Source organism: Streptomyces sp. NPDC045998 (assembly GCF_056430285.1).
In genome coordinates this window covers 372246-395596 of the sequence record NZ_JBWKLJ010000001.1, presented here as the reverse complement: position 1 = coordinate 395596, position 23351 = coordinate 372246, and the positions used below count along the sequence as shown (strand labels likewise).

The following is a 23351-nucleotide window of genomic DNA, read 5'->3' as shown; positions in this document are numbered from 1 at the left end:
AGCACAGCAACGGGAGATGGGGGACATGGGGGACGTGGGGGAAACAGGGGACACGGCGGAAACGGGCGAGGGCGCGCGGCCGGACGGCAGCCGGGCGGGGACGGGGCTGGCGCTGTGGATGCCGATCGGGGTGGCGCTGGGAATCAGCCTGGGCCAGCTGAGCGACAACCTGGGGCTGGGCATCGCCTTGGGGCTGAGCCTGGGGGCGGCGGTCGGCGCCGGGGTGGACGCCTCACGCCGCAAGCAAGGCTCCGCCGACCACTCGTGACTAGGTGCGGTCACTTCTGATCGCCTGCGCCTGAAGCCTGCCTCTTTCTGGCGGGTTTCTGACCGGTCAGTCGAGGTAGCCGCGCAGCTGGTCCGCGAAGGCGTGGTCCCGTAGCTTGCCGAGGGTCTTGGACTCGATCTGGCGGATGCGTTCGCGCGTCACGCCGAAGATCTGTCCGATCTCCTCCAGGGTGCGGGGCCTGCCGTCGACCAGTCCGTAACGGAGCTGGACGACCTTGCGCTCGCGTTCGCCGAGGGTGGAGAGCACCGCGTCCAGGTGCTCGCGCAGCAGCATGAAGGCCGCGGACTCGACGGGGGACGTGGCGTCGCCGTCCTCGATGAGGTCGCCGAGCGCGACGTCGTCCTCCTCACCGACCGGTGCGTGCAGAGAGACCGGCTCCTGGGCGAGGCGCAGCACCTCGCCGACCCGCTCGGGCGGCAGATCCAGGTGGGCGGCGACCTCGTCGTGGGTCGGTTCGTAGCCGCGCTCCTGGAGCATGCGGCGCTGGACCCGTACGACCCGGTTGATCAGCTCGACGACATGGACCGGGACCCGGATGGTGCGGGCTTGATCGGCGAGGGCGCGGGACATGGCCTGGCGTATCCACCAGGTCGCGTACGTCGAGAACTTGTAGCCGCGCGCGTAGTCGAACTTCTCCACGGCCCTGATCAGGCCCAGGTTTCCCTCCTGGACGAGGTCGAGCATGGTCAGGCCGCGGCCGACGTAGCGCTTGGCCACGGAGACGACGAGGCGCAGGTTCGCCTCGATGAGGCGGCGCTTGGCCATGCGGCCCATGACGACGAGCCGGTCGAGGTCGAGGGCGAGCTGTGAGTCCAGGTCCGGAGTGCCGGCGAGCTTCTCCTCGGCGAAGAGGCCGGCTTCGACGCGGCGGGCCAGTTCCACCTCCTCGGCGGCGGTGAGGAGCGGTATCCGGCCTATCTCGCGCAGGTACTGGCGGAAGAGGTCGGCGGAGGGCCCGCTGCCGCCGGTCCCGGCCGTGGCGGCGGGGCGGCCCGCGGGTGGCTCGACGGCTTCGACCACGTCGGCGGCGTCGGCGGCTTCGGCGGCGTCGGCGGCTTCGGCGGCTTCGGCGATGTGGGGTACGTCGGCGATGTCGGTGATCTCCGGGAGGTCGGAGGCGTCCTCCGTGGCCGCGACGTCGAGGAGTGCTTCCGGATGGTGGGGCGACAGGGCCTGCACGGGTACGGCCAGGGCAGTGGCAGCGGCTGCGGCTGCTGCTGCTGCGGAGGGACCCGTGGCTGCGGCCGTGGCGGAGTCGATGTCGGTCAGGGTCTGGGTCTGCACGGGGGCGACCTCCAGGGTGATCGCTGCCGGTTCGGGGGCGTGCGGCAGCGGGACGGCTGCGGCGGCCGTGCCGCTTTGTTCCGTCCCGTACACGATGAGCGGATCCGCGGGGATGAGTGGTCCACCGTCTATGGACCGGCCGCGCTCCGAGGACTCAGGCACCGCCCCTTAGTGTGGGGTACGACACATCGCCGCCACGAGGGGCGTGCGAGCACTTTTTGCGGGCGGTGCGTGACCGGGCGGTTACGCGGTCAGAGCGCGTCGGAACCGCGGTTGCGGAGCGACTGGGCGTACTGCTGGAGCACCCACAGCTCGTTCTGAACGGCCGCCAGACGCTCCGGCTCGCCGTGGGCGCCGAGGCGGGTGAGGGTGCCCTGGACGTCGCGGATGCGGCGGTCCACGGCACGGAGGCGGACGGCGACGAGCTGCATACCCGCGTACGTCTCGTCGACCACGCGCCCGTGGATCGCCTCCACGGCGAGCTCCGTGACCAGAGCGCGCACCGTGTCGTTGGGTGCGGCGTCCCGGACTCGCGTCAGGTAGTCGGTGCTGCCGTCGATGCCCTGCTCGGCGCCGCCCGCGTCGGCGATGGTCTGGCGCACGGCGGCGTACGGCGGGGCGGTGAACTCGTCGACGCCGTACGCGTCGAAGGCCGGCGAGACCAGGGCCGGGTACTGGAGGGCGAGCTTGAGCAGCTCGCGCTCGGTCTGATGGACGGGGTTGCGCAGGTTGAGCGCGGGCCCAGAGGGAGCGGTGGGGGCGTGGGTGTGCGCCTGGGGTGCGGGTGCCGGGCGGTTCGCGGGCGCCGGGCCCCGGCCGCCGCGGTCCCGGGCCCAGCGGGCCAGCTGGGCGACGCGCCGGACGACGAACTGGGTGTCGAGGATGCCGAGCATGCCGGCGAGTTGCACGGCGACCTCGTGCTGCGAGGCGACGTTCTTGATGCGGGCGACGATCGGCGCGGCCTCGTCGAGCGCGGCGGCGCGGCCGGCCGGGGTCTCCAGGTCGTACCGGCCGACGATCTGGCGCAGCGCGAACTCGAAGAGCGGGGTGCGCGGCTCGACGAGCTCCTGGACGGCCTCGTCGCCCTTGGCGAGACGCAGCTCGCAGGGGTCCATGCCGTCGGGGGCGATGGCGATGTAGGTCTCGGCGGCGAACTTCTGGTCGTCCTCGAAGGCGCGCAGGGCGGCCTTCTGGCCCGCGGCGTCGCCGTCGAAGGTGAAGATCACGCGGGCGGAGCCGTTGTCCATCAGCAGCCGGCGAAGGATCTTGATGTGGTCGCCGCCGAAGGCGGTGCCGCAGGTGGCGATGGCGGTGGTGACTCCGGCGAGGTGGCAGGCCATCACGTCGGTGTACCCCTCGACGACCACGGCCCGGCTGGACTTGGCGATGTCCTTCTTGGCCAGGTCGATGCCGTACAGGACCTGGGACTTCTTGTAGATCGGCGTCTCGGGGGTGTTGAGGTACTTGGGTCCGTTGTCGTCGTCGCGGAGCTTGCGCGCGCCGAAGCCGACGACGTCGCCGCCGACGTCCCTGATCGGCCACATCAGGCGTCCGCGGAAGCGGTCGATGGGGCCGCGGCGGCCGTCCTGCGAGAGGCCGGAGAGGATGAGCTCCTTGTCGGAGAAGCCCCTGCCGCGCAGATAGCGGGTGAGGTGGTCCCAGCCGGCGGGGCTGTAGCCGACGGCGAAGTGCTGGGCGGCAGCCTGGTCGAATCCGCGCTCGGCGAGGAACTTCCGGCCGATCTCGGCCTCGGCGCTGTCGAGCTGCTCGACGTAGAACTGGGCGGCGGCCTTGTGGGCCTCGATCAGGCGGATCCGCTCGCCGCGCTGGTGGCCGGGGGTGTACCCGCCCTCCTCGTACCGCAGGGTGATGCCCGCCTTGGCGGCGAGGCGCTCGACCGTCTCCGAGAAGGAGAGGTGGTCGATCTTCATCACGAAGGCGATGGTGTCGCCGCCCTCCTGGCAGCCGAAGCAGTGGAAGAGGCCCTTGCTGGGGCTGACCTGGAAGGAGGGGGACTTCTCGTCGTGGAAGGGGCACAGGCCCTTGAGGTTGCCGCCGCCGGCGTTGCGCAGCTGGAGGTACTCGGACACGACGGCGTCGATCGGGACCGCGTCCCGTACCGCCTTCACGTCGTCATCGTTGATCCTGCCGCCTGCCACGCACGAATTCTACGGTTCCACGGGTGGCGCACGACGGCCTACGGGCCTGGCACGACGGCGTCGAGCGGCGTCGCGGGGTCCGCGAGGGCCTCGGGGTCCACGGGGGCGCCGGAACGGACGAGCTGCTGAACGGTCTCTGTGACGTCCCACACATTGACGTTCATCCCCGCCAGCACGCGGCGCTCCTTCAGCCAGAAGGCGATGAACTGCCGCTTGCCCGCGTCGCCGCGCAGGACGACCTGGTCGTACGAGCCGGGCGGGGCCCAGCCCGAGTACTCCATGCCCAGGTCGTACTGGTCGGAGTAGAAGTACGGGATCCGGTCGTAGGAGACGTCCTGGCCGAGCATGGCGCGGGCGGCGGCGGGGCCGCCGTTGAGGGCGTTGGCCCAGTGCTCGACGCGCAGCCGGAAGCCGAGCAGGGGATGCAGGGCGCCGGCCACGTCGCCGACGGCGTGGATGTCGGGGTCGGAGGTGCGCAGGGAGGCGTCGACGGCGATGCCTCCGCCCTCGGATCGGTCCGCCAGGTCGAGTCCGGCGGCCTCGGCGAGGGCGGTGTTCGGGGCGGCGCCGATGGCGATGAGGACGGCGTGCGCCGGGTGCTCGTCGCCGTCGTCGGTGCGGGCGGCCAGCACCAGGCCGTCCTGCCCGGTGATCTCGGTAAGGCGGGTACCGAAGCGGAAGCGGACGCCCCGGTCGGCGTGGAGTTCCCTGAAGAACTGGCCGAGCTCGGGGCCGATGACCCGGTGGAGCGGCGTCGGTTCCGGTTCGACGACGGTGACCTCCGCGCCGTACCCGCGGGCCGCGGCGGCGACCTCCAGGCCGATCCAGCCGGCCCCGGCGATGACCAGATGGCCGTTGTCGCGGCCGAGCGAGGCGAGGGTGGACCGCAGGCGGTCCGCGTCGACGAGCCGGCGCAGCTGGTGCACGTCCGCCAGGCCGGTACCGGGGATGTCGAGACGGCGCGGCTCCGCACCGGTGGCGAGGAGCAGCTTGTCGTACCGGATCGTGGTGCCGTCACTGAGGTGCACGGCTTTCTGGGCGCGGTCGATCGCTGTGACGGGCTGCCCGAGGTGGAGCTCGATCCCGGCGCCGGTGTACCAGCTCGGTTCGTGGACGAAGGCGCTGTCGCGCTCCTCCTTGCCGGTGAGGTAGCCCTTGGAGAGCGGCGGGCGTTCGTAGGGGTGGTCGTGCTCGCCACCGACGAGGATGACGCGGCCGGTGAAGCCTTCGGAACGGAGAGTCTCCGCCGCCTTGGCGCCGGCCAGTCCCCCCCCGACGATGACGAAGGTGCGCGGTGCGTCGACCACTGGGTACCTCCTTGCGGTTCAGGGCGTTTTCCACGCTACGCCGCCGTGATGCTCCCGCTTGGCTACGGCGATCGGGTGCGGCCGGTCGACTCCAGCCGCTCGGCGGCGGCGGCCCGGGCATGGGCGTCCGAGGCATGGCGGCTCGGCCGCGGCGGTGGGGCCACGGCCGCTCAGCGATGCGTCGCCAGGCGGGCGTGCAGGGTACGGGCCGAGGCGTCGGTGAGCGAGGCGATCTGGTCGACGATGACCCGCTTGCGGGCGCGGTCGTCCGGCGCCGCGTCGAACAGCGCGCGAAACTGCGGGTCCAGGCCCTCGGGCGCCCGTATGGTCAGCGCCTCGGCGAGCTCGGCGAGCACGATGCGCTGGTCGGCGCGCAGCGCCTCCTGCTCGGCGCGTTGCATGACGTAACGGTCGGCGACGGCCTTGAGCACCGCGCACTCGTTGCGGGTCTCCCGGGGCACGACGAGCGCGGCGCCGTACCGGGTGAGGCGGCCCGAACCGTACGCCTGCCGCGTGGCGCCCTCGGCGGCCAGGCAGAAGCGGCCGATCAGCTGGCTGGTGGCGTCCTTGAGGCGGGCCTGGGCGACGGCCGTCCCGTCGTAGCCGTGCGGCCACCACTCCTGCTCGATGAGCCGGTCGAGGGCGTCGGCGAGCTCCTGCGGATCGGTGTCCTCCTGTACGTACCTGCCGATGGCCACCCGCCAGATGTCGGCACGCTCCGGCTCGGCGAGCAGCATGTTGGGGTCGATGTGGCCCGCGTGCAGGCCGTCCTCGAAGTCGTGCACCGAGTACGCGACGTCGTCGGACCAGTCCATGACCTGGGCCTCGAAGCACTTGCGGTGGCGTGGCGCGCCCTGCCTCACCCACTCGAAGACCGGCAGGTCGTCCTCGTACACGCCGAACTTCGGGGAGCCCGGCTCGGTGGGGTGGGCGCCGCGCGGCCACGGGTACTTGGTGGCGGCGTCCAGGGTGGCGCGCGTGAGGTTGAGGCCAACGCTGACGAGGTCTCCGGTCGCCGCGCTGGGCACGAACCGCTTGGGTTCGATGCGGGTGAGCAGGCGCAGCGACTGGGCGTTGCCCTCGAAGCCGCCGCAGTCCTTGGCGAAGTCGTTGAGCGCCTGTTCGCCGTTGTGCCCGAAGGGCGGGTGCCCCATGTCGTGGGCGAGGCAGGCGGCCTCGACGAGGTCGGGGTCGCAGCCGAGTGCGGCGCCCAGCTCCCGGCCGACCTGGGCGCACTCCAGGGAGTGGGTGAGCCGCGTGCGGGGGCTGGCGTCCCAGGCCGGGCTGCGGGTACCGGGGGTGACGACCTGCGTCTTGCCGGCCAGACGGCGTAGCGCCGAGGAGTGCAGCACGCGCGCGCGGTCGCGCTGGAAGGCGGTGCGGCCGGGCCGCTTGTCGGGCTCGGCGGCCCAGCGCTCGGTCGCCGCGGCGTCATAGGTGTCGTAGGCGTCGTAGGCGTCGTGGTACGTCGCCGCGTCGTCGTGGTGGATCGCCGCGCTGTCATGGTGCTTCGCCGCGTTGCCGTGGTGCGTCGTGTTGTACGCCGTCTCGCCAGCCTTCTCGTCAGGACCTTCCATGCACTGAAGGTAACCGCAGGCACTGACAGCGAACCCGTCAAGCGGAAGCGAGTTCCAGAGAGAGCGGGAAGTCGGTGGCCCCGCGGGTGGTCTCGGCCCGCTCGACGGCCTGGTCATAGCGGTGCAGGACGAGACGGGCCATGGCCGGATGTGGGCCGAGCGGGGCGGAGGCGATCCAGGGCGCGGCGTCGGCCGCGCGCGTCGCGAACAGGCCGGGAGCGGTGAAGCAGGACGCGACGGCTATGCGGTGGCGGCCACGGGCGGTGAGCGCGCGGATCGCCTGCGGGACGGTCGGCGAGGCGGCGGAGGCGTACGCGGGGACGACGGGCACGCCGCCGAGCCGTTCGCTGAGCAGCCGGGCCGTGCGGCGGGTGTCCGCAGCCGATTCGGGGTCGCGCGAGCCGGCGGCGGCGAGCACCACGCCGGTGCTGCGGCTGATGCCGTGGTCGGAGCGCCACCCCGCGTCAGTGAGCCGGGCATAGAGCGCCTCGACGAGCAGCGGGTGCGGCCCGAGGGGGCCGGCGACGCGTACGCGCAGGCCCGGCTCGGCGGCGGCTGCCGCGCCGGGGAGGTCGTGCTTGACGTGATAGCCCCGGCTGAGCAGCAGCGGTACGAGGACGGCGTCACCACCGCCCAGGTCGCGCAGGGTGTCGCTGAGCAGCGGCGCGTTCAGTTCGATGTGCCCGAGGCGGACGCGCAGGCCGGGCCGCAGCTCGCGCACCCGGTCGAGCAGGGCCGACACGGCCGGCAGCGCTCGCGGGTCGCGGCTGCCGTGCGCGACGGCGACGAGGGTGGGGCGGTCGGGTGTGGTCATGGGCCTGCGCGTTCCGTTGCGGTGGAGGTGGTGCCGCAGCTGCGGGTGGTTCAGCTGCGCACCGAGTTGCTCGGTGATGCGGCTGAGCAGGTGGGCGGTGGAGTCGAAGGTGCATGCGCTGCAGGTGCGGGGATCTGTCGGCTCCGTCATGAACCGATGGTCACGGGCGGACGTTGCGGGGCCGTTGCGCGGGCGTGACGGAAGTTTTCCACAGGCTCACGGGCTCGCAGGGGCGCTGTCAGACCCGTCACCTACTGTGATCGGCATCGGAACCGGAAGGTCGGGGAGGCGGTCGCGCCATGGGCTGGATCGATACGAAGAGTGGCGGGTACGCCGTCACGCTGGACGGCACACGGGTGGTGTGCCGCAACGCCGCGGGGCGCACGCTGAAGCAGGTGCCGGCGAAGCTGCGGGACGACGCCGAGGTGGTGCGGCTGCGGCAGCTGGCGGAGTGGTTGGAGCGGCACGAGTCGGAGTGCCGCGCGCAGGTGGACGCCTGGCTGGTGCGTTCGCTGCCGGTTCCGGTGCCGTTGCTCGCCCGGGTGTGGCAGGACGCGGCGTGGCAGGGGGTGCTGCGGGACCTGGTGGTGGCGCCGGTGGGCGCTGACGGGTCGGCCGAGGTGGAGCGGGCCGGGTTCCTCCGGGACGCGGATCCGGATCCGGCGCGTGGACTGGGCATAGTCGACCTGGACGGCGACTCGGTGCGGCTTGGCTCGGAGCAGGGCGTCGAGGCGGTGCTGATACCCCACCCGGTGCTGCTGGAGGACCTGGAGGAGTTGCGGGAGTTCGCGGTCGAGCTGGGGGTCGAGCAGGGTACCGAGCAGTTGTTCCGCGAGGTGTGGAGGCGGCCGGACGAGTTCCCGGACGCAGGCGCGAGCGCGGGCCCGAAGACGTCCTGGGACGCGTACGCGCGGGGGCGGTTCGCGGAGCTGCGGCACGCCACGGCGCGGGCGGCCACGCTGGGATACCGGGTGCGCGGCGGGTTCGCGGTGTGCCCGCTGGTCGAGGGCGGCCGACCACTGGAGGCGGCGTATTGGCTCGGTGACGAATACCCGGAGGCGGAGACGGAGACCGGCGCGCTGGAGTGGCGCGACCGGGCGGGGCGGCGGCTGCCGCTCGCGGAGGTGGGGCCGGTCGCCTGGTCGGAGGGCGAGCGGATGGCCGCGCTGGTGTACGCGGGGCGTCTGGTGGACGAAGAGGGGGACGCGCGATGAGCGGGGTGCTGAACGGGGTGTCGGAGGAGGCGGCTGACGGAGTGTCGGCGGCGGCTGCCGACGGGAGGGCGCCGCAAGGGCTCCTGGCCGGCCTGGCGGCCCTGTCGGACGCGATGCTGAACCGGCTGCTGGACGGCCTGTTGGACGCGGGCGCGGTGCTGCCGCTGGCCGGCGGCCCGGCTGGTGTGAGCGACGGTGTCGCCGCCGGCGGTGACACGGTCACCGGTAGTGCAGTCGGCGGAGTCATAGGGGCCGGCGCAGCATCGGCTACGGAGACCGGTCCGGGGTCGACCGGCACGCTCGGAACGGGTGCATCCCCCGCAGGTGCGGGTGCGGACCTGACGGGCGCCGGCCGGGCCGGCTCCGGGCAGGCAGGCGCCGGGCAGGCAGGCGCCGACCCGCAAGGAGTGGGCCGAGGCGTTGCCGGGGATGTGGACGTACTGACCGCGCGGGCGTACGCGCACCCGGCGCTGGAGGGACGCACGGTGGTGCGGCTGGTGCCGCAGGCGATCGGGCCCGCCGAGGACCTGTCCCTGGAGTACCTGGGGTTCACCGGTGAGCAGGACCCCGAGCCGGTGGGGCGCGTGCGGCGGAAGGCGCTCGGCTTCCCGGCCTGGGCACTGGTGCACGACCCGGACAACGGCCACCACGCCCTGGCGGTCGTCAAGGAGATGGAGCGCCTGTCCCGGCTCGTCGCCACCAAGCCCGGGTTGGCGAAGGAGGGCTTCGAGGGCATCGGAGAGCGCCTCGACCGTTCCGTACCGCATTTCCTTCCCACCTACTACGAACAGGTGGCGCGGCTCTTCCTGGCCGCCGAGTCGCGCTCGTACGCGTCGCTGTTCTTCGGCAAGGCGCGGGCAGCCGAGCAGCGGCACGCGCTCGCCGTGGACGAGGAGCGGCTGCGCGAGGTGTTCCTGGAGTTCGCGGGGGCGGGCGCGCTGAGCGGCAAGGCGCTGCGCGAGCACGCCAAGGGCCTGGCCGCCAGGCTGCCCGCGCCGACGGCGTACGAGCAGTTCAGGGCGGTGTCGCTGGAGCGGTGCGCGGCCGGTCTCGCACCGTACGCGGGCATGCTGGAGGACCTGCGGCGCCTGGCGAAGGCGGCGCGGCTCGACGTGGCCGCCGAGGAGCGGTCGCTGCTGGCGGAGATCATCCACACCGGCGCGGTGAGCCGGGCGGCGGCGGGCTTCTGGAAGTCGGCGCTGCCTGCCCTGGAGGCGGTCGCGGCCGAGGACCGGGTGGTGCGGGAGCGGCTGCTGCAGCTGATGCCGACGGGGAGCGGCGACCACCGGGCGGAGTTCGAGACGTCCTGGCTGGCGCTGCTGGACGACTGCGGCGCGACGGACATGCTGCTGGACGGGACGGTACCGGCCGCCGGATGGCTGTCGGCCTGGGCGGCGTACCGCCGACGCGGGTACGGGCGGGCGACGCGGCTGGCGGCCGAGCTGGCCCTGGTGGAACGGCTCGCGGACCGGCTCGTACGGGATGGCGTGCCGGTACGGCTGATCTCGGGCGGCAGTTGGCGCGTGGACGCCGACCTGGATCTGCTGGACCTGTGCCTGTCGCTGGGTGTTCCGGTGGAACCGCCTGCGGAAAGCACCACCGGCTACCTGGATCTGGCGGGCTGGCTGCGGGATGAGGCGGAGGGGCGCCGGGATCTGGTGGCCCTGGCCGCGGACGAGCGTTTCACGGGGATGTTGCGCCGTTCCGTGGAGCAGCTGGCCGGTGACGGCGAGGCCCCGGCTCGGCTGCGCCGGGTGGTGGAACACCCCGCGCTGCGCGGGGTGCTGGCGGGCTGGATCGCGGACCGCGCGGACGACCTGTCGCGGGCGGGCGGCCTGCCGGAGCTGCGCGAGCAGCTGAGCCGGCTGGCGAAGTTCTCGAGCCCCTCCGTGCTGGCCGCGGCGCCCGCCGCGATGGAGCGGATCGCCGCCGTCACGCCGACCGCCGCGCTGGCGCGGACCCTGCGCGCGGGTGTGCTGGACGAGCTGGGCTGGCCCGCCCTGGAGGAGACGCTGCCGAAGCTCGGCAAGGTCAACCCGATGGCGGCGGGGCAGCGGCGCGCGTTCCTCGCCGAGCAGTGGTACCGGCTCGCGGACGCCTGGCCGGCGCTGATCGTGCGCAACGGCAACGAGGCCGCGGTGGTGGGCCCGGACGAGGCTCTCGACGTACGCCCGCTGACACTGCCCGCGGCGAAGACCAGCGGCTGGGACCAGCCCACCGTGCGGTATGTGGACGGGCAGTGGCTGGTGGCGAACGGCCATGGCCCTGACCGGCGCGCGGTGTGGTCCGGGAGACCCGCCGACGTCTTCGTGCCGGCCGGCCGACTGGACGACCACTGGCTGACGGCACACATGGCGTCCTTGCCGCTGCCCGGAGGAGGACGCTGCTACGGCGGGCGGCCGGTACACGCGGGAGACACGTCGTTCGCCGAGGAGCGGAGGAACGTCGCTTCCGACGGCGTCTCGGTGTGGGTGCTGCACGACGACGGCTGGTGGGAGTACGACCCGGTGACCGCGCGGCGCGGCCGTGCGGCGGCCCCCGCCTTCTTCGACTCGGCCCTGGCCGGGGCGGCCGATGGCGAGCGGCTGCTGGAGGGGTACTGCCGGCTCATGCCCGTGCAGCCCGGCCTGGAGGCGTCGCCGTTCGGCAGCAAGGACGGGCTGCTGGGCTGGTGGGTGCTGTACAACCCGAAGACGCGGACGATGACGGCGTGTTCGGTGGACGGCAGCCGCAGTCCGGCGGTCCCGGCGCTGCCGGGGGCGTACGGCGAGCAGATCGCCGGGGGTGTTCCGCTGCCGCCGCTGCGCCTGCCGGGCGGGGCGGTGCTGCATCCGCGGGAGACCCAGCGCTTCGACACCGTCGTCGACCTGTACGACGCGGAAGGCGTGCGGATCGCGCAGGTCCAGCTGTGCGACCGGGGTGGCAGGTACGCGGCCGGTACGCCGCTGGTGCCGCCGCTGGCGTACTGGCACGCGCTGCGGCCGCGCGACGAGCGCGGATCGGCCCGCCTGCGTACCGTGACGGACGCGGACGCCGCCGCGCTGCTGGCGGCCGTGGCCGGGGAAGCGGCTCCCGCCGAGGCGGTGGCACGGGTGCTGCCCGAGGTGACGCACCCGGGGCTGGTCGCCGGTGTCGCCGGGCTCGTGGAGGAGGCGGCCCGGTGCGGCAAGCGGCTGACGGAGCTCGCCGAGAAGGCGAAGCAGGGGCGTCGGGCGCCTGTTGAGGCGGAGCCGTTGGTGCGGTTCGCGCGGGATGAGGCGTTGGCCGGTGCGATGGTCGGCCTGGGCCCCGGGGCGAACATGTACGGCTACTGGGGTCGCGGCCCCGGCACGCACACCGCCGTCGACCAACTGCGGCAGGTGGCGGCCGTTTTCGGCGCGCCTGAGGATGGCGGACCGGCGGACGGCGCTCCGGAGGACGGTGGAGCGAAGAAGGTGAAGCTGCCCGCGTCGGGGGTGCCGTGGCTGTCGTTCGCGGGGCGCGGTCTCGCGGCGCTGGCGATGCGCGCCGCGTCGCCGGTGACCGAGGAGGCGCATCGGGCCGCGCTCCTGGAGTTCCTGGAGTTGGCGGGTGCCGTGATGGTGGACGGCGAGCCGGTACTGGTGGACCCGCGGGGGCGGTTGCGGCTCGTGGGGCTGAAGGTCGCCCGGCCGGGCGGCACGCAGCGACTGGGTGAGGTGCACCGGTCGGCGGCCCGGCGCATGGTGCTGTTCGCCATGACGCGGCAGGACGAACAGCACTCCTTCTACACCGGGGTCGAGTACGACCCGTCGGGCGCGTTCGGGGCGTGGGACGGTTTCGCCCTGGTCGATTCCACGGTGCTCGGGGAGCGGGACGACGCACCGCAGGCCGCGGCGCTGCGGCGCGTGGTGGAACTGGTGCGGGAGCGGGGCCCGCTGCCGTACCGGCCGGATCAGGTGCTCCACTTCGCGGAGCAGGTGGGGATCAGCGCTCCTACGGCGGCCCTGGTGCTGCTCGGCATGCCGGGCGTGGACGACTGGGACCGGCAGAGCCTGCTGCCCACGGAGATCCTGGCTCCGCTGGGGGCCAAGACCGCACAGGCGGAGGCGGCCAGGACGACCCTCAGGACACTGGCCAACATCGACCGGCAGCGCTACACCGCCCTGTTGCTTCCCCGTGACGCCGATGCCGTCACCGGTCTGTGGGACTCCGGCTTCGACCTGGAGCCGTTGACCGACGCTTGGGTACGCGCGCGGGGCAGGCGGCGCGTGCTACCGCCCGAGCTGGTCGCCCGCGCCGTCACCGAGACCCGGCAGAACGGCATGCTCGACGCCGTGCTCAATCCCGATGCGCAGCCGGAGCTGACGGGCCGTACCGAACAGCGCGTCGAATCCGACTCGGGCCGACTCGCCGCCACCGAGCCGGAGCAGCTGCTCACGGGGAACCGCATCAGGTTGTACGTGGACATGCTGCGCTGGCTGGCGTACCGGCTGCCGTTCGGTGACCCGCTGCGCGCGGTGCTGCCCGTCACGCTGCGGTTGCTGCGCGAGCGGCTGGCGGACCCGGGGCTGCTGCTGGACCTGGGTGTCAGCTGGGACACCGAGGGCAGCTGCAGCGCGCCGCGTATCCGGGAGGCGTACGGGCTGCCCGCTCAGGGCGGGGGTGACCGGCAGGGCCTCGTAGAAGTGGGGGACGCCCTGGTGCTCACGCCGATGCAGTACAGGCCGGAGTGGGAGGAGGCGTGGCTCCGGTCGGCGGCGGTACTGCCGGGCGCGGGCGAGCACGGTGGCCCCGACCACCCGGCACTGACGCTGCTGGCGGCCGTGTCCAGGCCGTCGGGACTGCTGGATGCGTTCCGCACGCTGCTGAGCGACGAGTTCGAGGCGCTGGTGACGGCGGACTGTCCGGCGGGCGGCACGGCGGGCGCGCCGCAGCACCCGGTGAACAGCGTGCCCGAGCTGGTGGAGCAGGCGGCGGAGCTCTACGGGCTGTCGCAGGACGCGGCCGCGCTGTACCTGATGCTGCTCGCGCTTCCGGACCCGACGGACCGCAAGCAGGCGGAGTGGACGGGGTGGAAGCCGGCCCGGCTGAAGAAGGCCCGGGCCGAACTGGCCGCTACCGACCTGGTGGTGGAGGCCAAGCGGCCCCGCGCGGGACGGTCGTTGTTCCTGCCCGGCGGCTGGCTGGAGCGGACGGCGCCGCGACTGCCGCTGGAGAGCTGGAAGGCTGAGCTGTTCTCGGTGGAGGGATACGCCTTCCTGGTACCGGACCGCCCGGTGGCCGAGGTGTACACGGCGGCGTGGCGCCGGGTCGTCGACGGTGACGTGCCCGGATACGAGGAGTTCGAGAGCCGGGCCCGTGGGCGCGGCACGGGCCGTGGCACGGGCGACGGCCGGGGAGGAAGGCGATGAGTGTGAGCGTGCGGGCTGAGGGATCAGGCGGGACCCAGGGGGTTCGACGGCAGGTGGAGCTGCCGGAGGACCGGTACGCCGAGGAGCTGGCGTTCCTGGCGGCGTACGACGACGGCCCGCGGCCGCCGGGGTGGCGGTTGACCCCGCGCGCGGTGGTGGTCTTCGTGTGCGGTTCCGGTGGGGAGGCGCTGGAGTCGGGTGACGGCCGGCGTCTGGTCGTGTCGCGGAAGTTCGTGGGTGACCGGGCGCTGGTGGAGCGGTGCGTGGTGACACTGGCCGGCGAGCGCGGACTGCTGCTCGTCGGCGAGCCGGGCACCGCGAAGTCGATGCTGTCGGAGCTGCTGGCCGCCGCCGTGTGCGGCACCAGCACCCTCACGGTGCAGGGCACCGCCGGTACGACGGAGGACCAGCTGCGGTACGGCTGGAACTACGCGATGCTGCTGGCCAAGGGGCCCAGCCGGGAGGCTCTGGTGCCCTCGCCGGTGCTGACGGCGATGGTGCGGGGTGCGGTCGCCCGGGTCGAGGAGGTGACCCGTTGTCTGCCGGAGGTGCAGGACTCGTTGGTGTCGCTCCTGTCGGAGCGGCGCATGTCCGTGCCGGAGCTGGCGGGGACGGGTGAGGCGGGCCGGGAGGGCGAGGACGGGACGGTGCACGCGGCGCCCGGCTTCACCCTGATCGCCACGGCCAACCTGCGCGACAGGGGCGTTTCGGAGATGTCCGCCGCGCTCAAGCGGCGCTTCAACTTCGAGACCGTCGGCCCCATCGACGACGTGGCGGCCGAGACGGAGCTGGTGCGGGCGCAGGCCACGGCGGCGCTCGCACGCGGCGGGGCGGCGTTCGCGCTGGATGAGGCGGTGCTGGAGGCGCTGGTCACGGCGTTCCGGGACCTGCGCACCGGGCGCAGCGCGGAGGGCTGGGAGGTGGAGCGGCCGTCCACGGTGATGTCGACGGCGGAGGCCGTACAGGTCGCCACCTCCATGGGGCTCGGCGCGGCGTACCTGGGCAACGGCCGCGATGTGGTGCGTACGCTGCCCGGCCATCTCCTCGGCACGGTCCGCAAGGACGACCCGGCGGACCACGGGCGGCTGCTGGGGTACTGGGACGGGCCGGTGCGGCGCCGTGCGGAGGGCGGGGCTCCGCTGTGGCGGACGCTGTGGGAGCTGCGCGATGAGCTCACCTGACGGGCCTGCGGAGGCGGTGGAGGAGCTGGCTGGGTGCCGTGACCCGTTCCTGATCGGGGTACGGCACCACTCCCCCGCGCTGGCGGCGTCTGTGCCGGCGATGTTGGCCGAGGCGGCACCGGAGGTGCTGCTGGTGGAGCTGCCGGAGGAGTTCGCGCCGTGGCTGGTGTGGCTGGCGGACCCGGCGACGGTGCCGCCGGTGGCGCTGGCCGGCAGCGGTGGTAGTGACGGTGGACTGGTGTTCCTGCCGTTCGCGGAGTTCTCGCCGGAGCTGGCGGCGATCCGCTGGGCGCGGGAGGCGGGTGTCGAGGTGGTGCCGTTCGATCTGCCGTTGGGGGCTCGGGGTCAGGGCCGGGGGGCTTCGGCGCCGGGGCCGGTGCAGGTGCCGGGGCCGGCTCGGCCGTCGGCGACGCCGGCGTTGGCGTCCGTTGCGGCTTCCGCTTCCGCACCCGCTCTCGTTCTCCCTTCTGGCGAGCGGGGAATCGTTGGTGCTCTGCGGGCGCGGGTCGGGGGCCGGGCCGGGGACGACCTGTGGGACCGGCTCGTCGAGGCCGCCGCTCCGGGTGCGACGCCCGAGGCATTGCGGCGGGCGGCGCTGGTGGTGGGCTGGGCGCTGAGGGCGGACCAGGAGGCGGTCGATCCGTACGACCTCCGGAGGGAAGCGCACATGCGCCGTCGGCTGGCCGCATACGCGGGCCGGCGCACGGCGGCCGTCGTCGGCGCGTTCCACGCGCCTGCGCTGCTGCCGGCGGTCACGCGGGAGGGTGCCTCCGAGGAGACCCGCTCCGGTGAGGCGGCACCAGGCGACTCGGCTCCCGGTGGGGTGGCTCCCGGTGAGGTGGCTCCCGGTGAGGTGGCTCCCGGTGAGGTGGCTCCCGGCGGGGTGGCTCCCGATGGGGTCGTCACGTCGCTCGTGCCGTACGCGTACGGGCTGCTGGACGAGCGCTCCGGCTATCCCGCCGGGATCCGTGACCCGGAGTGGCAGCACGGCGTCCACGCCGCCGCGGGCGACCCGGCGCTGATGGACGAACTCCTGCTGTCGACGGCGGTGCGGATCTGTGCCGCAGTACGAGACGCGGGCCACCCGTGCGGGCCTGCCGACGCGCGTGAAGTAGTGCGACTGGCCAGGGATCTGGCCACACTGCGGGGACTGCCCGCCGCCGGGCGCGGGGAGCTCGCGGAGGCCGCGCAGTCCGTGCTGACGCAGGGCCGGCTCTTCGGGCGAGGCCGGGTCGTGGCCGCGGCGATGGAGAAGGTCCTGGTCGGCGACCGGCGCGGGCGGCTCGCGCCCGGCACGCCGCGCTCCGGTCTGGGACCGGCGGTGGAGGCGCTGTTGTCGCGGTTGTCGCTGCCGACGCCGGACGCGCCCGCCGCGCGTGAGCTGCGGCTGGATGCCTTGCGCGGGGAGCTGGACCGGGATCGGGAGGTCTGCCTGCGGCGGCTCGCGGTGTGCGGAGTGCCGTACGGGCATGAGGCCGAGGTCGCGGGCGTAGGCGGGGCCGACGCGCTCACCACGCGGTGGACGGTCGCCTGGTCGCCGTCCACCGCGGCGATGCTCGATGTGGCGGGTGTGCATGGAGTGACCCTTGAGCAGGCGGCCACCGGGATGCTGCGGCAGCGGCACGCGGTGCAGGCGCGGGAAGGCGGTCCGACGGCGGTCGAGGTCCTGGACAGCCTGCGGGAAGCGGCACGGTGCGCGCTGTCCGGTCTGGCGGCCGAGCGGCTCGCGGAGGTGGCCGTCGCGCTGCCCGCATCGGGCACGCTGCCGCAACTCCTCGACGGCCTTGCACTGCTGGACCGCATCCGGTCCGGTCATGTGCCGGGCCTGCCCCAGGGGTGGCAGCGGGACGCGGTGGACGCGGCGTACGAGGAGCTTGCGGCGGCCGGGGTCCGTGCGCTGGACGGGCTGACCGGCTCCGCAGACCCGGAGGACGCCCGCGCGCTCGTCGCCCTCGCGGCGCAGGCCGACACCGCGTCGGGCGGCGGCCTGCGGCTGGCCGACGCCCTCGCCCGGCTCGACGCCGGAGCCACGCCCCTGATCCGGGGGGCGGCCGGCGCGGCGCGCGTGCTGCTGACGCAGCGGGACGCCGGGGAGTTCGGGATGCGGCTGGCCTCGCGGGCGGACAGCGCCACGACGCCCGAGCTACGGGCGGAACTGACCGGTCTGCTCCGCGGCGCCCTGCTGGCGGCGGGCCCGCTCCTGGAGGCGGGCCGCGCCCTCGACCCGTTGCTCGAACGGGTGGAGACTTGGCCGGACCGCGCCTTCCTGGACCGCCTGCCCGCGCTGCGAGCCGGGTCCGACACGCTGTCGCCCGCGGCCCGTTCACGGCTGCTGACCGTAGTCGAGGACCGCACAGGTTGCGCCTCATCCGGCTCCCTGCCGGCCGAGATACGCGATCCGGCGACGCTCGCGCTCCTTGCCCGGGCGGACCTGGCGGGCCGGGAGGCGCTGGCGGCACGGGGCTTCGGCGCGATCCCCGACCGCGCGGCCCCTGGCAGGGCGGCCCCCGCCGACCGGGTCGCCTCGGCCGGCGTGGGTCCGGCCGGTATGGGCCCGGCTGCGCCCGTCGGGGTGCGCTCGGGCATGCCCGAGGCGCGGGCGCTCACCGCCGGAGAGCGGTGGCGCCTGCTGCTCGGGCGGGCGCGGGAGTTGACCGGGGTCGCCGGGCGGCTGGCCCGGGCGCTCGACGAACTGTACGGGCGGGGCCGCGGAGAGGGCTCGCGAGGCGAAGAGGCCGCCGGTTACGGGGCCGGAGCCGGCGACGGGGCGCCGTTCCCGGACGTACGGTCCTGGTCGGAGGAGCTGGCCGCGCTGTTCGGGCCCGGCGTACGCGAGGAGGTCCTGGCCGCTGCGGCCGACGCGGGGCGGCTGGATGCCGCGCTGGAGCTCAACCCCGAGGCGGCCCGCCCCTCGGTGGAGTTGCTGCGTACGGTCCTGTCGTACGCGGGTGGCCTGTCGGAACAGCGGCTCGCCCGCTTGCGGCCGCTGGTCGCCCGACTCGTACGGGAGTTGACGCAGGCGCTCGCCAACCGGCTGCGCCCCGCACTGACCGGGCTCGCGCATCCGCGTCCCACGCGCCGCCCCGGAGGGCCGCTGGATCTGCCGCGCACCCTGCGCGCGAACCTCGCGTCGGCCCGCCGCGACCCGGTGACGGGCGCGGTGACCGTGCTGCCCGAGCGGCCCGTGTTCCGTAGCCGGGCACGCAGGCAGGCGGATTGGCGGCTGGTGCTCGTCGTGGACGTGTCCGGGTCGATGGAGGCGTCCACCATCTGGTCCGCGCTGACCGCGTCCGTCCTCGCGGGAGTGCCCGCGCTCAGTACGCACTTCGTCGCCTTCTCCACCGAGGTGCTGGACCTGACGGGCCACGTCGACGACCCGCTGAGCCTCCTGCTGGAAGTCAGGGTCGGCGGCGGCACCAGCATCGCGCGGGGCCTGCGGCACGCCCGCGAGCTGGTCACGGTGCCGTCGCGCACGCTCGTCGTGCTGGTCAGCGACTTCGAGGAGGGCGGCCCGGTCGGTCCCCTCCTGTCGGAGGTGCGGGCGCTGGTGGACGCGGGCTGCCACGTCCTCGGCTGCGCCTCGCTCGACGACCAGGGGCGGCCGCGGTATTCGGCGGGCGTGGCGGGGCTGTTGGTGGCGGCGGGCATGCCGGTCGCCGCGCTCAGCCCCTTGGAACTGGCCCGCTGGGTCGGCGAACGCGTAGGAGGTACGCAGCGGTGACGGAACTTTCCCCTGGTCTGCCTCCGGTGGCCGCGGAGGTGGTGGCGACCGCGCTCGACCTGCTGCCCGCACGGCTGCGCAAGCGCGTGGACGGCGCGGTGGCGAAGGCGGCCGGCTGGCCGCTGGAGCGCACGGCCGACGGTGTGCTGGTCCGCGCCGGTGACGACACGGTGGTGACGCTGACGACGGCGGCCGCCGGTGTCGTGGCGTCGGCGGAGGCGGCGGTGTGCAGTTGTCTGCTGGCCCCGGCCTGCCTGCACCGTGCGGCGGTCCTGTCCCGTGCGCCGGTCGCGGAGGAGGGCCCCGCCGAGGCGGCGGCCGTGCCGGCAGAGCAGCCCGGTCCCCGGCAGGCGCGGGGGCGGGGGGAGGGGCCGGAGCCGGGTACGGGCGAGAGCGCGAGCGACGGCCCGGGGACGGCTTGCGGAGACGGCGGGCTCACCGCCGCGCAGGCGGTGGCGCTGCACGCGCTCGGGGACGCCGCGGTGGCGGTCCTCGTCGCGGGCGTGGCCGGGGCGGGGGCCGTGGTGCGGGCCGAGCTACTGCGGGCGGCGCACTCCGCGCGGCTCGCCGGGCTGCACCGGCCCGCCGCCGTCGCCGTACGCGTCGCGCGGCGCCTCGGAGAGGCGCGGTCGGAGGACCCGGCCTTCCAGTTGCCCGAGTTGTCCGCCGACCTGGCCGCGCTCCTCGACTCCGTACAGCGTCCGGATGCGGCGGTGCTGGGCGGCCCGGTGCGGCGCGAGTACCGGCCGTCCCAGCCGCTGCGGCTGTACGGGCTGTTCACCGAGCCGGTCGTCACGGCGTCGGGGTACGCGGGCGCGACGGTGTACGCGGTCACGCCGGACGGTTCCTTCCACACCGTGTCGGACGTGGCGCCCGGCGGCCCGGAACGGGCGGTCCAAGCGTCCGCCACGGCTCTGGTACCGGGTGGCTCCGCGCTGCCGCTGCGGGAGCTGGGCGACGGCGGCGGGGTCATCCTCACCTCGCCGGCCGTCTCGGCGGACGGCCGGATCGGCGGCGGCGGGTCGGTGCGTTCCGTACGGGCGGCGGGGTGCGCCTGGCACGAGCCGCCGCTCGCCACGCTCTGGGGGCGTCCGCCGTCCGCCCAGCTGGATGCCGCCCTGGACTGGCTGGCGCAGCCCGCCGACGAACGTCCGGCGGGCGGCGACCTGCTGTTCCTCACGGGTGCGGTCGCCGGCGACGGCGGCCGCGTCCGGTTCGCCGTCGACGGCGGGCCGGTCGTCACGCTGTACGCGCCGGACGAACGGACCGAGTTGCCGTACGCCGAGAACCTGCGGCTGCTCGCCGCGCGCCCGGGCCTGCGGCTGAGGCTGATCGCCCGGGCCGCCGCTGATCCGGCCGGCGCGGTGCGGGCGCTCGCGGCGGCCTGGGCAGGTCACGACGGTGAGCCGGTCCGCGCGGACCTGGGCCTGCGGAGGCTGAACCGTACGGACGTACCCGCCGCGGGGGCGCTCGCGGCCGCCGGGCCGCCGGAGCAGGAGGCGTTGCCCGAAGCGCCGCCCGGGACGTCGCCGGAGACCTTGCCGCTGGAGCTGGACCTGCTGCGCCGCGCGGTGGACCGTGCGGTGGCGGGCGGCCGCCCCGTAGCGGCGGCCGCGGCCGACGGTGACCTGCCGCGCAGGCTGCGCGCCGTGGGCCTCATGACCGGGGCGCGGTGTGCGCAGGAGCTCGAGGACGCGGCCACGGCACGGAGCCTGGACGCACTGGGGCGCCTGCTGCCCGCGGACTCGGGCGCGTTCGCCCGGGCCTGGCTGGCCGCGGCCGTCTACGCGTCGGCAGCGTCGCGTTCGCTGGTGTCGGCGGCGTGGTCGGCATCGGGGCTGATGCCGGGGCACGGGTCTGAGACGGGGCCGGGGCCGGGGACGGGGACGGAGATGGCTGACGACGAGAGCCAGACCCGTAGGGGGCCGGTGGCCGTGAAGCCGTGACGCAGGGCGGCTGCGAGGTCGTCGCCGTGCTCGTACCCGACGACCGGCGTGCCCGGCCAGCGGTCGGCGATCGCGGCGAGGCAGCCGGGCCAAGCGTCGGGGCCGAACAGATTGGAGACGCCGACCACGCCGGTGGCGGCCGCTGCGGCGGCGGTGGGGGCCGCGGTGGTGGGGGCCGCGGCGGCGGTGGCGGTGCGGCTGACGACGGCTCCCGCGACGATACGGCCGTCCCTCGCGCGGCCGGCGAGGACCGTGGTCGCCGGGTCGGCGAGCAGCGCCGGGCGGAAGAGGTCCATGCGGTCGCCGCCGTTCCAGGCCCTCTCCCAGGCGGCGAGCTCGGCGGCGGTCTCGACCGGTTCCCAGGCTCTGGTGACCGGTCCCGGGGCGGCGAGCGCAGAGGGACGGTGGATCCACTGTCCTTCGAAGAGCACCTCGAAGCCGTGTGGCGTCAGGTCCAGCTCCGCGAAGCTGTCCTTGACCGAGCAGCCGGGCGTGCTCCGGTCGACGGCGTCCAACATGGCGCGTATCTCGGTGTCCGATGCGCCGGGGGCGAGGGTGACGGCGTCCGGGTAGTACGGCGGAGTGCGGCGCGGGTGCGTCCAGACGCGGTCACCGAACGTCCCACCTGGGAGTCCATGGGCCCTGCACATCGCATCGCACCACTCGGCGTTGTTGCGGGCGGCTGCTTCGCGATTCATGTGGCGATCGTGACAGGTGTGGTGACGCTACCCTGCCCCCTATCGAACTTTCCGAAACACGGAATATATTTTCCGTTGAATCGGGACTTGGGGGTACTCATGGCTACGGACCGGGCTCTGCCCCGCCGCGCAGTCGCCGAGCTGGTCGGCAGCGCGGCACTGGTCGCCGTCATCATCGGCTCCGGCCTGCAGGCCAGTGCGCTCAGCGACGACGTCGGCGTGCGGCTGCTCGCCAACTCGCTGGCGTCGGCGATCGGGCTCGGCCTGCTCATCGCACTGTTCGCGCCGGTCTCCGGGGCACATCTCAACCCCGTCGTCACCCTCTGCGTCTGGTGGACCCGGCGACGCGACGGGGACGGGCTGCTCGGGCGCGAGGTGGCGCTGTACATCGGCGCGCAGCTGGCCGGAGCGGTCGCCGGGGCGCTGCTCGCCGAGGCGATGTTCGGGCGGGCGCCCGGCAGCTGGTCCACCCAGATGCGGTCGGACGGACACCTGCTGCTCGGCGAGACGGTCGCCACGGCCGGCCTCGTCCTGCTGATCCAGGGCTTGGACCGGATCGGGCGTGCCGGGTTGGCGCCGGTGGCGGTGGCGGCGTACATCGCGGCGGCGATCTGGTTCACGTCGTCCGGGTCGTTCGCCAACCCGGCGGCGACGGTCGGCCGGTCTCTGACCGACTCGTTCACCGGGATCGCCCCGGCCTCGCTCCCGGGCTTCATCGCGGCGCAGCTCGTCGGCGGGCTCCTCGGCGCGGGGCTGGCGAGCCTGCTGTACGGGAGGCGGCCGCCCGGGGCCGAGCCGGCCGCGGGCTGAGGCCGGCATTACGCCCGGCCGGTTACCTGCCCGGTTGGGCGCGCGGCGGGCCGGTCGCCTGACCAGCCGTACACCGGCGGGGCGGTTGCCTGCTGAGCCGGGCATACGGCGAGCCGTGTGCCCGCTGAACCCGGCGTGCGACGGGCCGGTTGCCCACCCAGCCACGCGTAGGGCGAGCCGGTCGCCCAGCCGGGCGCAGGCGCGCCGGTTGTCGGGTGAACCCCGCGTTGGGTGAACCGCGCCGGGGCCTTTCGCGTCGGAGTGGACAGGGCGGGAACACCAGACGGAGGTTCGTACATGCGACGCACGCGGCTGCCGCTGCTGCCACGGAGCCGGCGGGGACAGCGGCGGGTGGTGCAGGCCGTCATGCTCGGGTGCGTCCTCGCGCTCGCGCCCATGACCTGGATGCACGCCGTCGCCGACAGCCGGCTGCGCACCGCCGACGACGTCCCCGCCCACGACGTCGCCGTCGTCTTCGGCGCGGGCCTGTGGAACGGCCGGCCGACCCCGTACCTGGCCCATCGCCTCGACACGGCCGCCAAGCTGTACCGGGACGGCAAGGTGAAGGTGCTCCTCGTCACCGGGGACAACAGCCGCGTCGAGTACGACGAGCCCGACGCCATGCGCGCGTACCTGAGGGAGCGGGGCGTTCCGGACGGGCGGATCGTCAGCGACTACGCCGGTTTCGACACCTGGGACTCGTGCGTGCGCGCGAAGAAGGTCTTCGGCGTCGACCGCGCGGTCCTGGTGACGCAGGGCTTCCACATCCAGCGGGCCGTGACGCTGTGCCGGGAGGCGGGCGTCGACTCGTACGGGGTCGGCGTGGCCGAGCCGCACGACTCGGTCTGGTACTACGGCGAGGTGAGGGAGCTGGCGGCGGCCGGGAAGGCGGCGGTGGACGCGGTGTTCGAGCCGGAGCCGAGGTTCTTGGGGCGTGAGGAGCCGGGCGTGGCGGAGGCGTTGGCGTCTCCTTGACGGC

At 74.4% G+C, this 23351-nt stretch carries 13 protein-coding genes; 7 read left to right on the top strand and 6 right to left on the bottom strand.

What is annotated here, in order from left to right; genetic code table 11:
• Positions 1-25 precede the first annotated feature (25 nt).
• On the top strand, positions 26-268 hold the full coding sequence (locus AC07FJ_RS01695) for a hypothetical protein (protein ID WP_479044183.1): 243 nt from the start codon (positions 26-28) through the stop codon (positions 266-268).
• Positions 269-334: 66 nt separating this feature from the next.
• On the opposite strand, the gene AC07FJ_RS01690 is transcribed toward AC07FJ_RS01695, so the two are convergent.
• The 5 genes from AC07FJ_RS01690 to AC07FJ_RS01670 form a co-directional block, all read right to left on the bottom strand.
• Entirely contained in the window at positions 335-1735 is a 1401-nt protein-coding gene (locus AC07FJ_RS01690; RefSeq protein WP_479044181.1) for an RNA polymerase sigma factor, read from the bottom strand.
• An 89-nt stretch (positions 1736-1824) separates the two neighbouring features.
• The gene (dnaG, locus tag AC07FJ_RS01685) at positions 1825-3732 is read right to left on the bottom strand and encodes a DNA primase (protein ID WP_479044178.1); all 1908 of its coding nucleotides are present in this window, start codon (positions 3730-3732) and stop codon (positions 1825-1827) included.
• 38 nt (positions 3733-3770) lie between these two features.
• The gene (locus tag AC07FJ_RS01680; protein ID WP_479044176.1) at positions 3771-5039 is read right to left on the bottom strand and encodes an NAD(P)/FAD-dependent oxidoreductase; all 1269 of its coding nucleotides are present in this window, start codon (positions 5037-5039) and stop codon (positions 3771-3773) included.
• Positions 5040-5209: 170 nt separating this feature from the next.
• A complete protein-coding gene (locus AC07FJ_RS01675; protein WP_479044173.1) occupies positions 5210-6616 on the bottom strand; it encodes a deoxyguanosinetriphosphate triphosphohydrolase in 1407 nt (468 codons plus the stop codon).
• Between the two features lie 37 nt (positions 6617-6653).
• On the bottom strand, positions 6654-7580 hold the full coding sequence (locus AC07FJ_RS01670; RefSeq protein WP_479044171.1) for a sirohydrochlorin chelatase: 927 nt from the start codon (positions 7578-7580) through the stop codon (positions 6654-6656).
• 149 nt (positions 7581-7729) lie between these two features.
• On the opposite strand from AC07FJ_RS01670, the gene AC07FJ_RS01665 reads away from it, so the two are divergent.
• Genes AC07FJ_RS01665 through AC07FJ_RS01650 form a run of 4 tightly spaced genes read left to right on the top strand, consistent with a single transcriptional unit; the run spans position 7730 to position 18918 of the window.
• Positions 7730-8644 carry a DUF4132 domain-containing protein gene (locus tag AC07FJ_RS01665; protein ID WP_479044168.1) on the top strand — a complete coding sequence of 305 codons (915 nt, stop codon included), beginning with the start codon at positions 7730-7732 and terminating at the stop codon, positions 8642-8644.
• Positions 8641-14016, top strand: a complete 5376-nt coding sequence (locus AC07FJ_RS01660; RefSeq protein ID WP_479044165.1) for a hypothetical protein — start codon at positions 8641-8643, stop codon at positions 14014-14016. Before AC07FJ_RS01665 ends, AC07FJ_RS01660 begins: the two co-directional genes overlap by 4 nt.
• Positions 14013-15197 carry an ATP-binding protein gene (locus tag AC07FJ_RS01655; RefSeq protein ID WP_479044162.1) on the top strand — a complete coding sequence of 395 codons (1185 nt, stop codon included), beginning with the start codon at positions 14013-14015 and terminating at the stop codon, positions 15195-15197. Before AC07FJ_RS01660 ends, AC07FJ_RS01655 begins: the two co-directional genes overlap by 4 nt.
• Entirely contained in the window at positions 15184-18918 is a 3735-nt protein-coding gene (locus AC07FJ_RS01650) for a DUF5682 family protein (protein ID WP_479044159.1), read from the top strand. The genes AC07FJ_RS01655 and AC07FJ_RS01650 overlap by 14 nt, the downstream gene beginning before the upstream one ends.
• Positions 18919-20701: 1783 nt before the next feature.
• Here AC07FJ_RS01650 and AC07FJ_RS01645 read toward each other — a convergent pair.
• The gene (locus AC07FJ_RS01645; RefSeq protein WP_479044156.1) at positions 20702-21562 is read right to left on the bottom strand and encodes a hypothetical protein; all 861 of its coding nucleotides are present in this window, start codon (positions 21560-21562) and stop codon (positions 20702-20704) included.
• Between the two features lie 99 nt (positions 21563-21661).
• On the opposite strand from AC07FJ_RS01645, the gene AC07FJ_RS01640 reads away from it, so the two are divergent.
• Together AC07FJ_RS01640 and AC07FJ_RS01635 are read left to right on the top strand one after the other, a co-directional pair.
• On the top strand, positions 21662-22372 hold the full coding sequence (locus AC07FJ_RS01640; protein WP_361413846.1) for an aquaporin: 711 nt from the start codon (positions 21662-21664) through the stop codon (positions 22370-22372).
• Positions 22373-22669: 297 nt separating this feature from the next.
• Positions 22670-23347 (top strand): SanA/YdcF family protein, encoded by a 678-nt coding sequence (locus AC07FJ_RS01635; RefSeq protein WP_479044153.1) that lies wholly within the window; start codon positions 22670-22672, stop codon positions 23345-23347.
• Positions 23348-23351 lie beyond the last annotated feature (4 nt).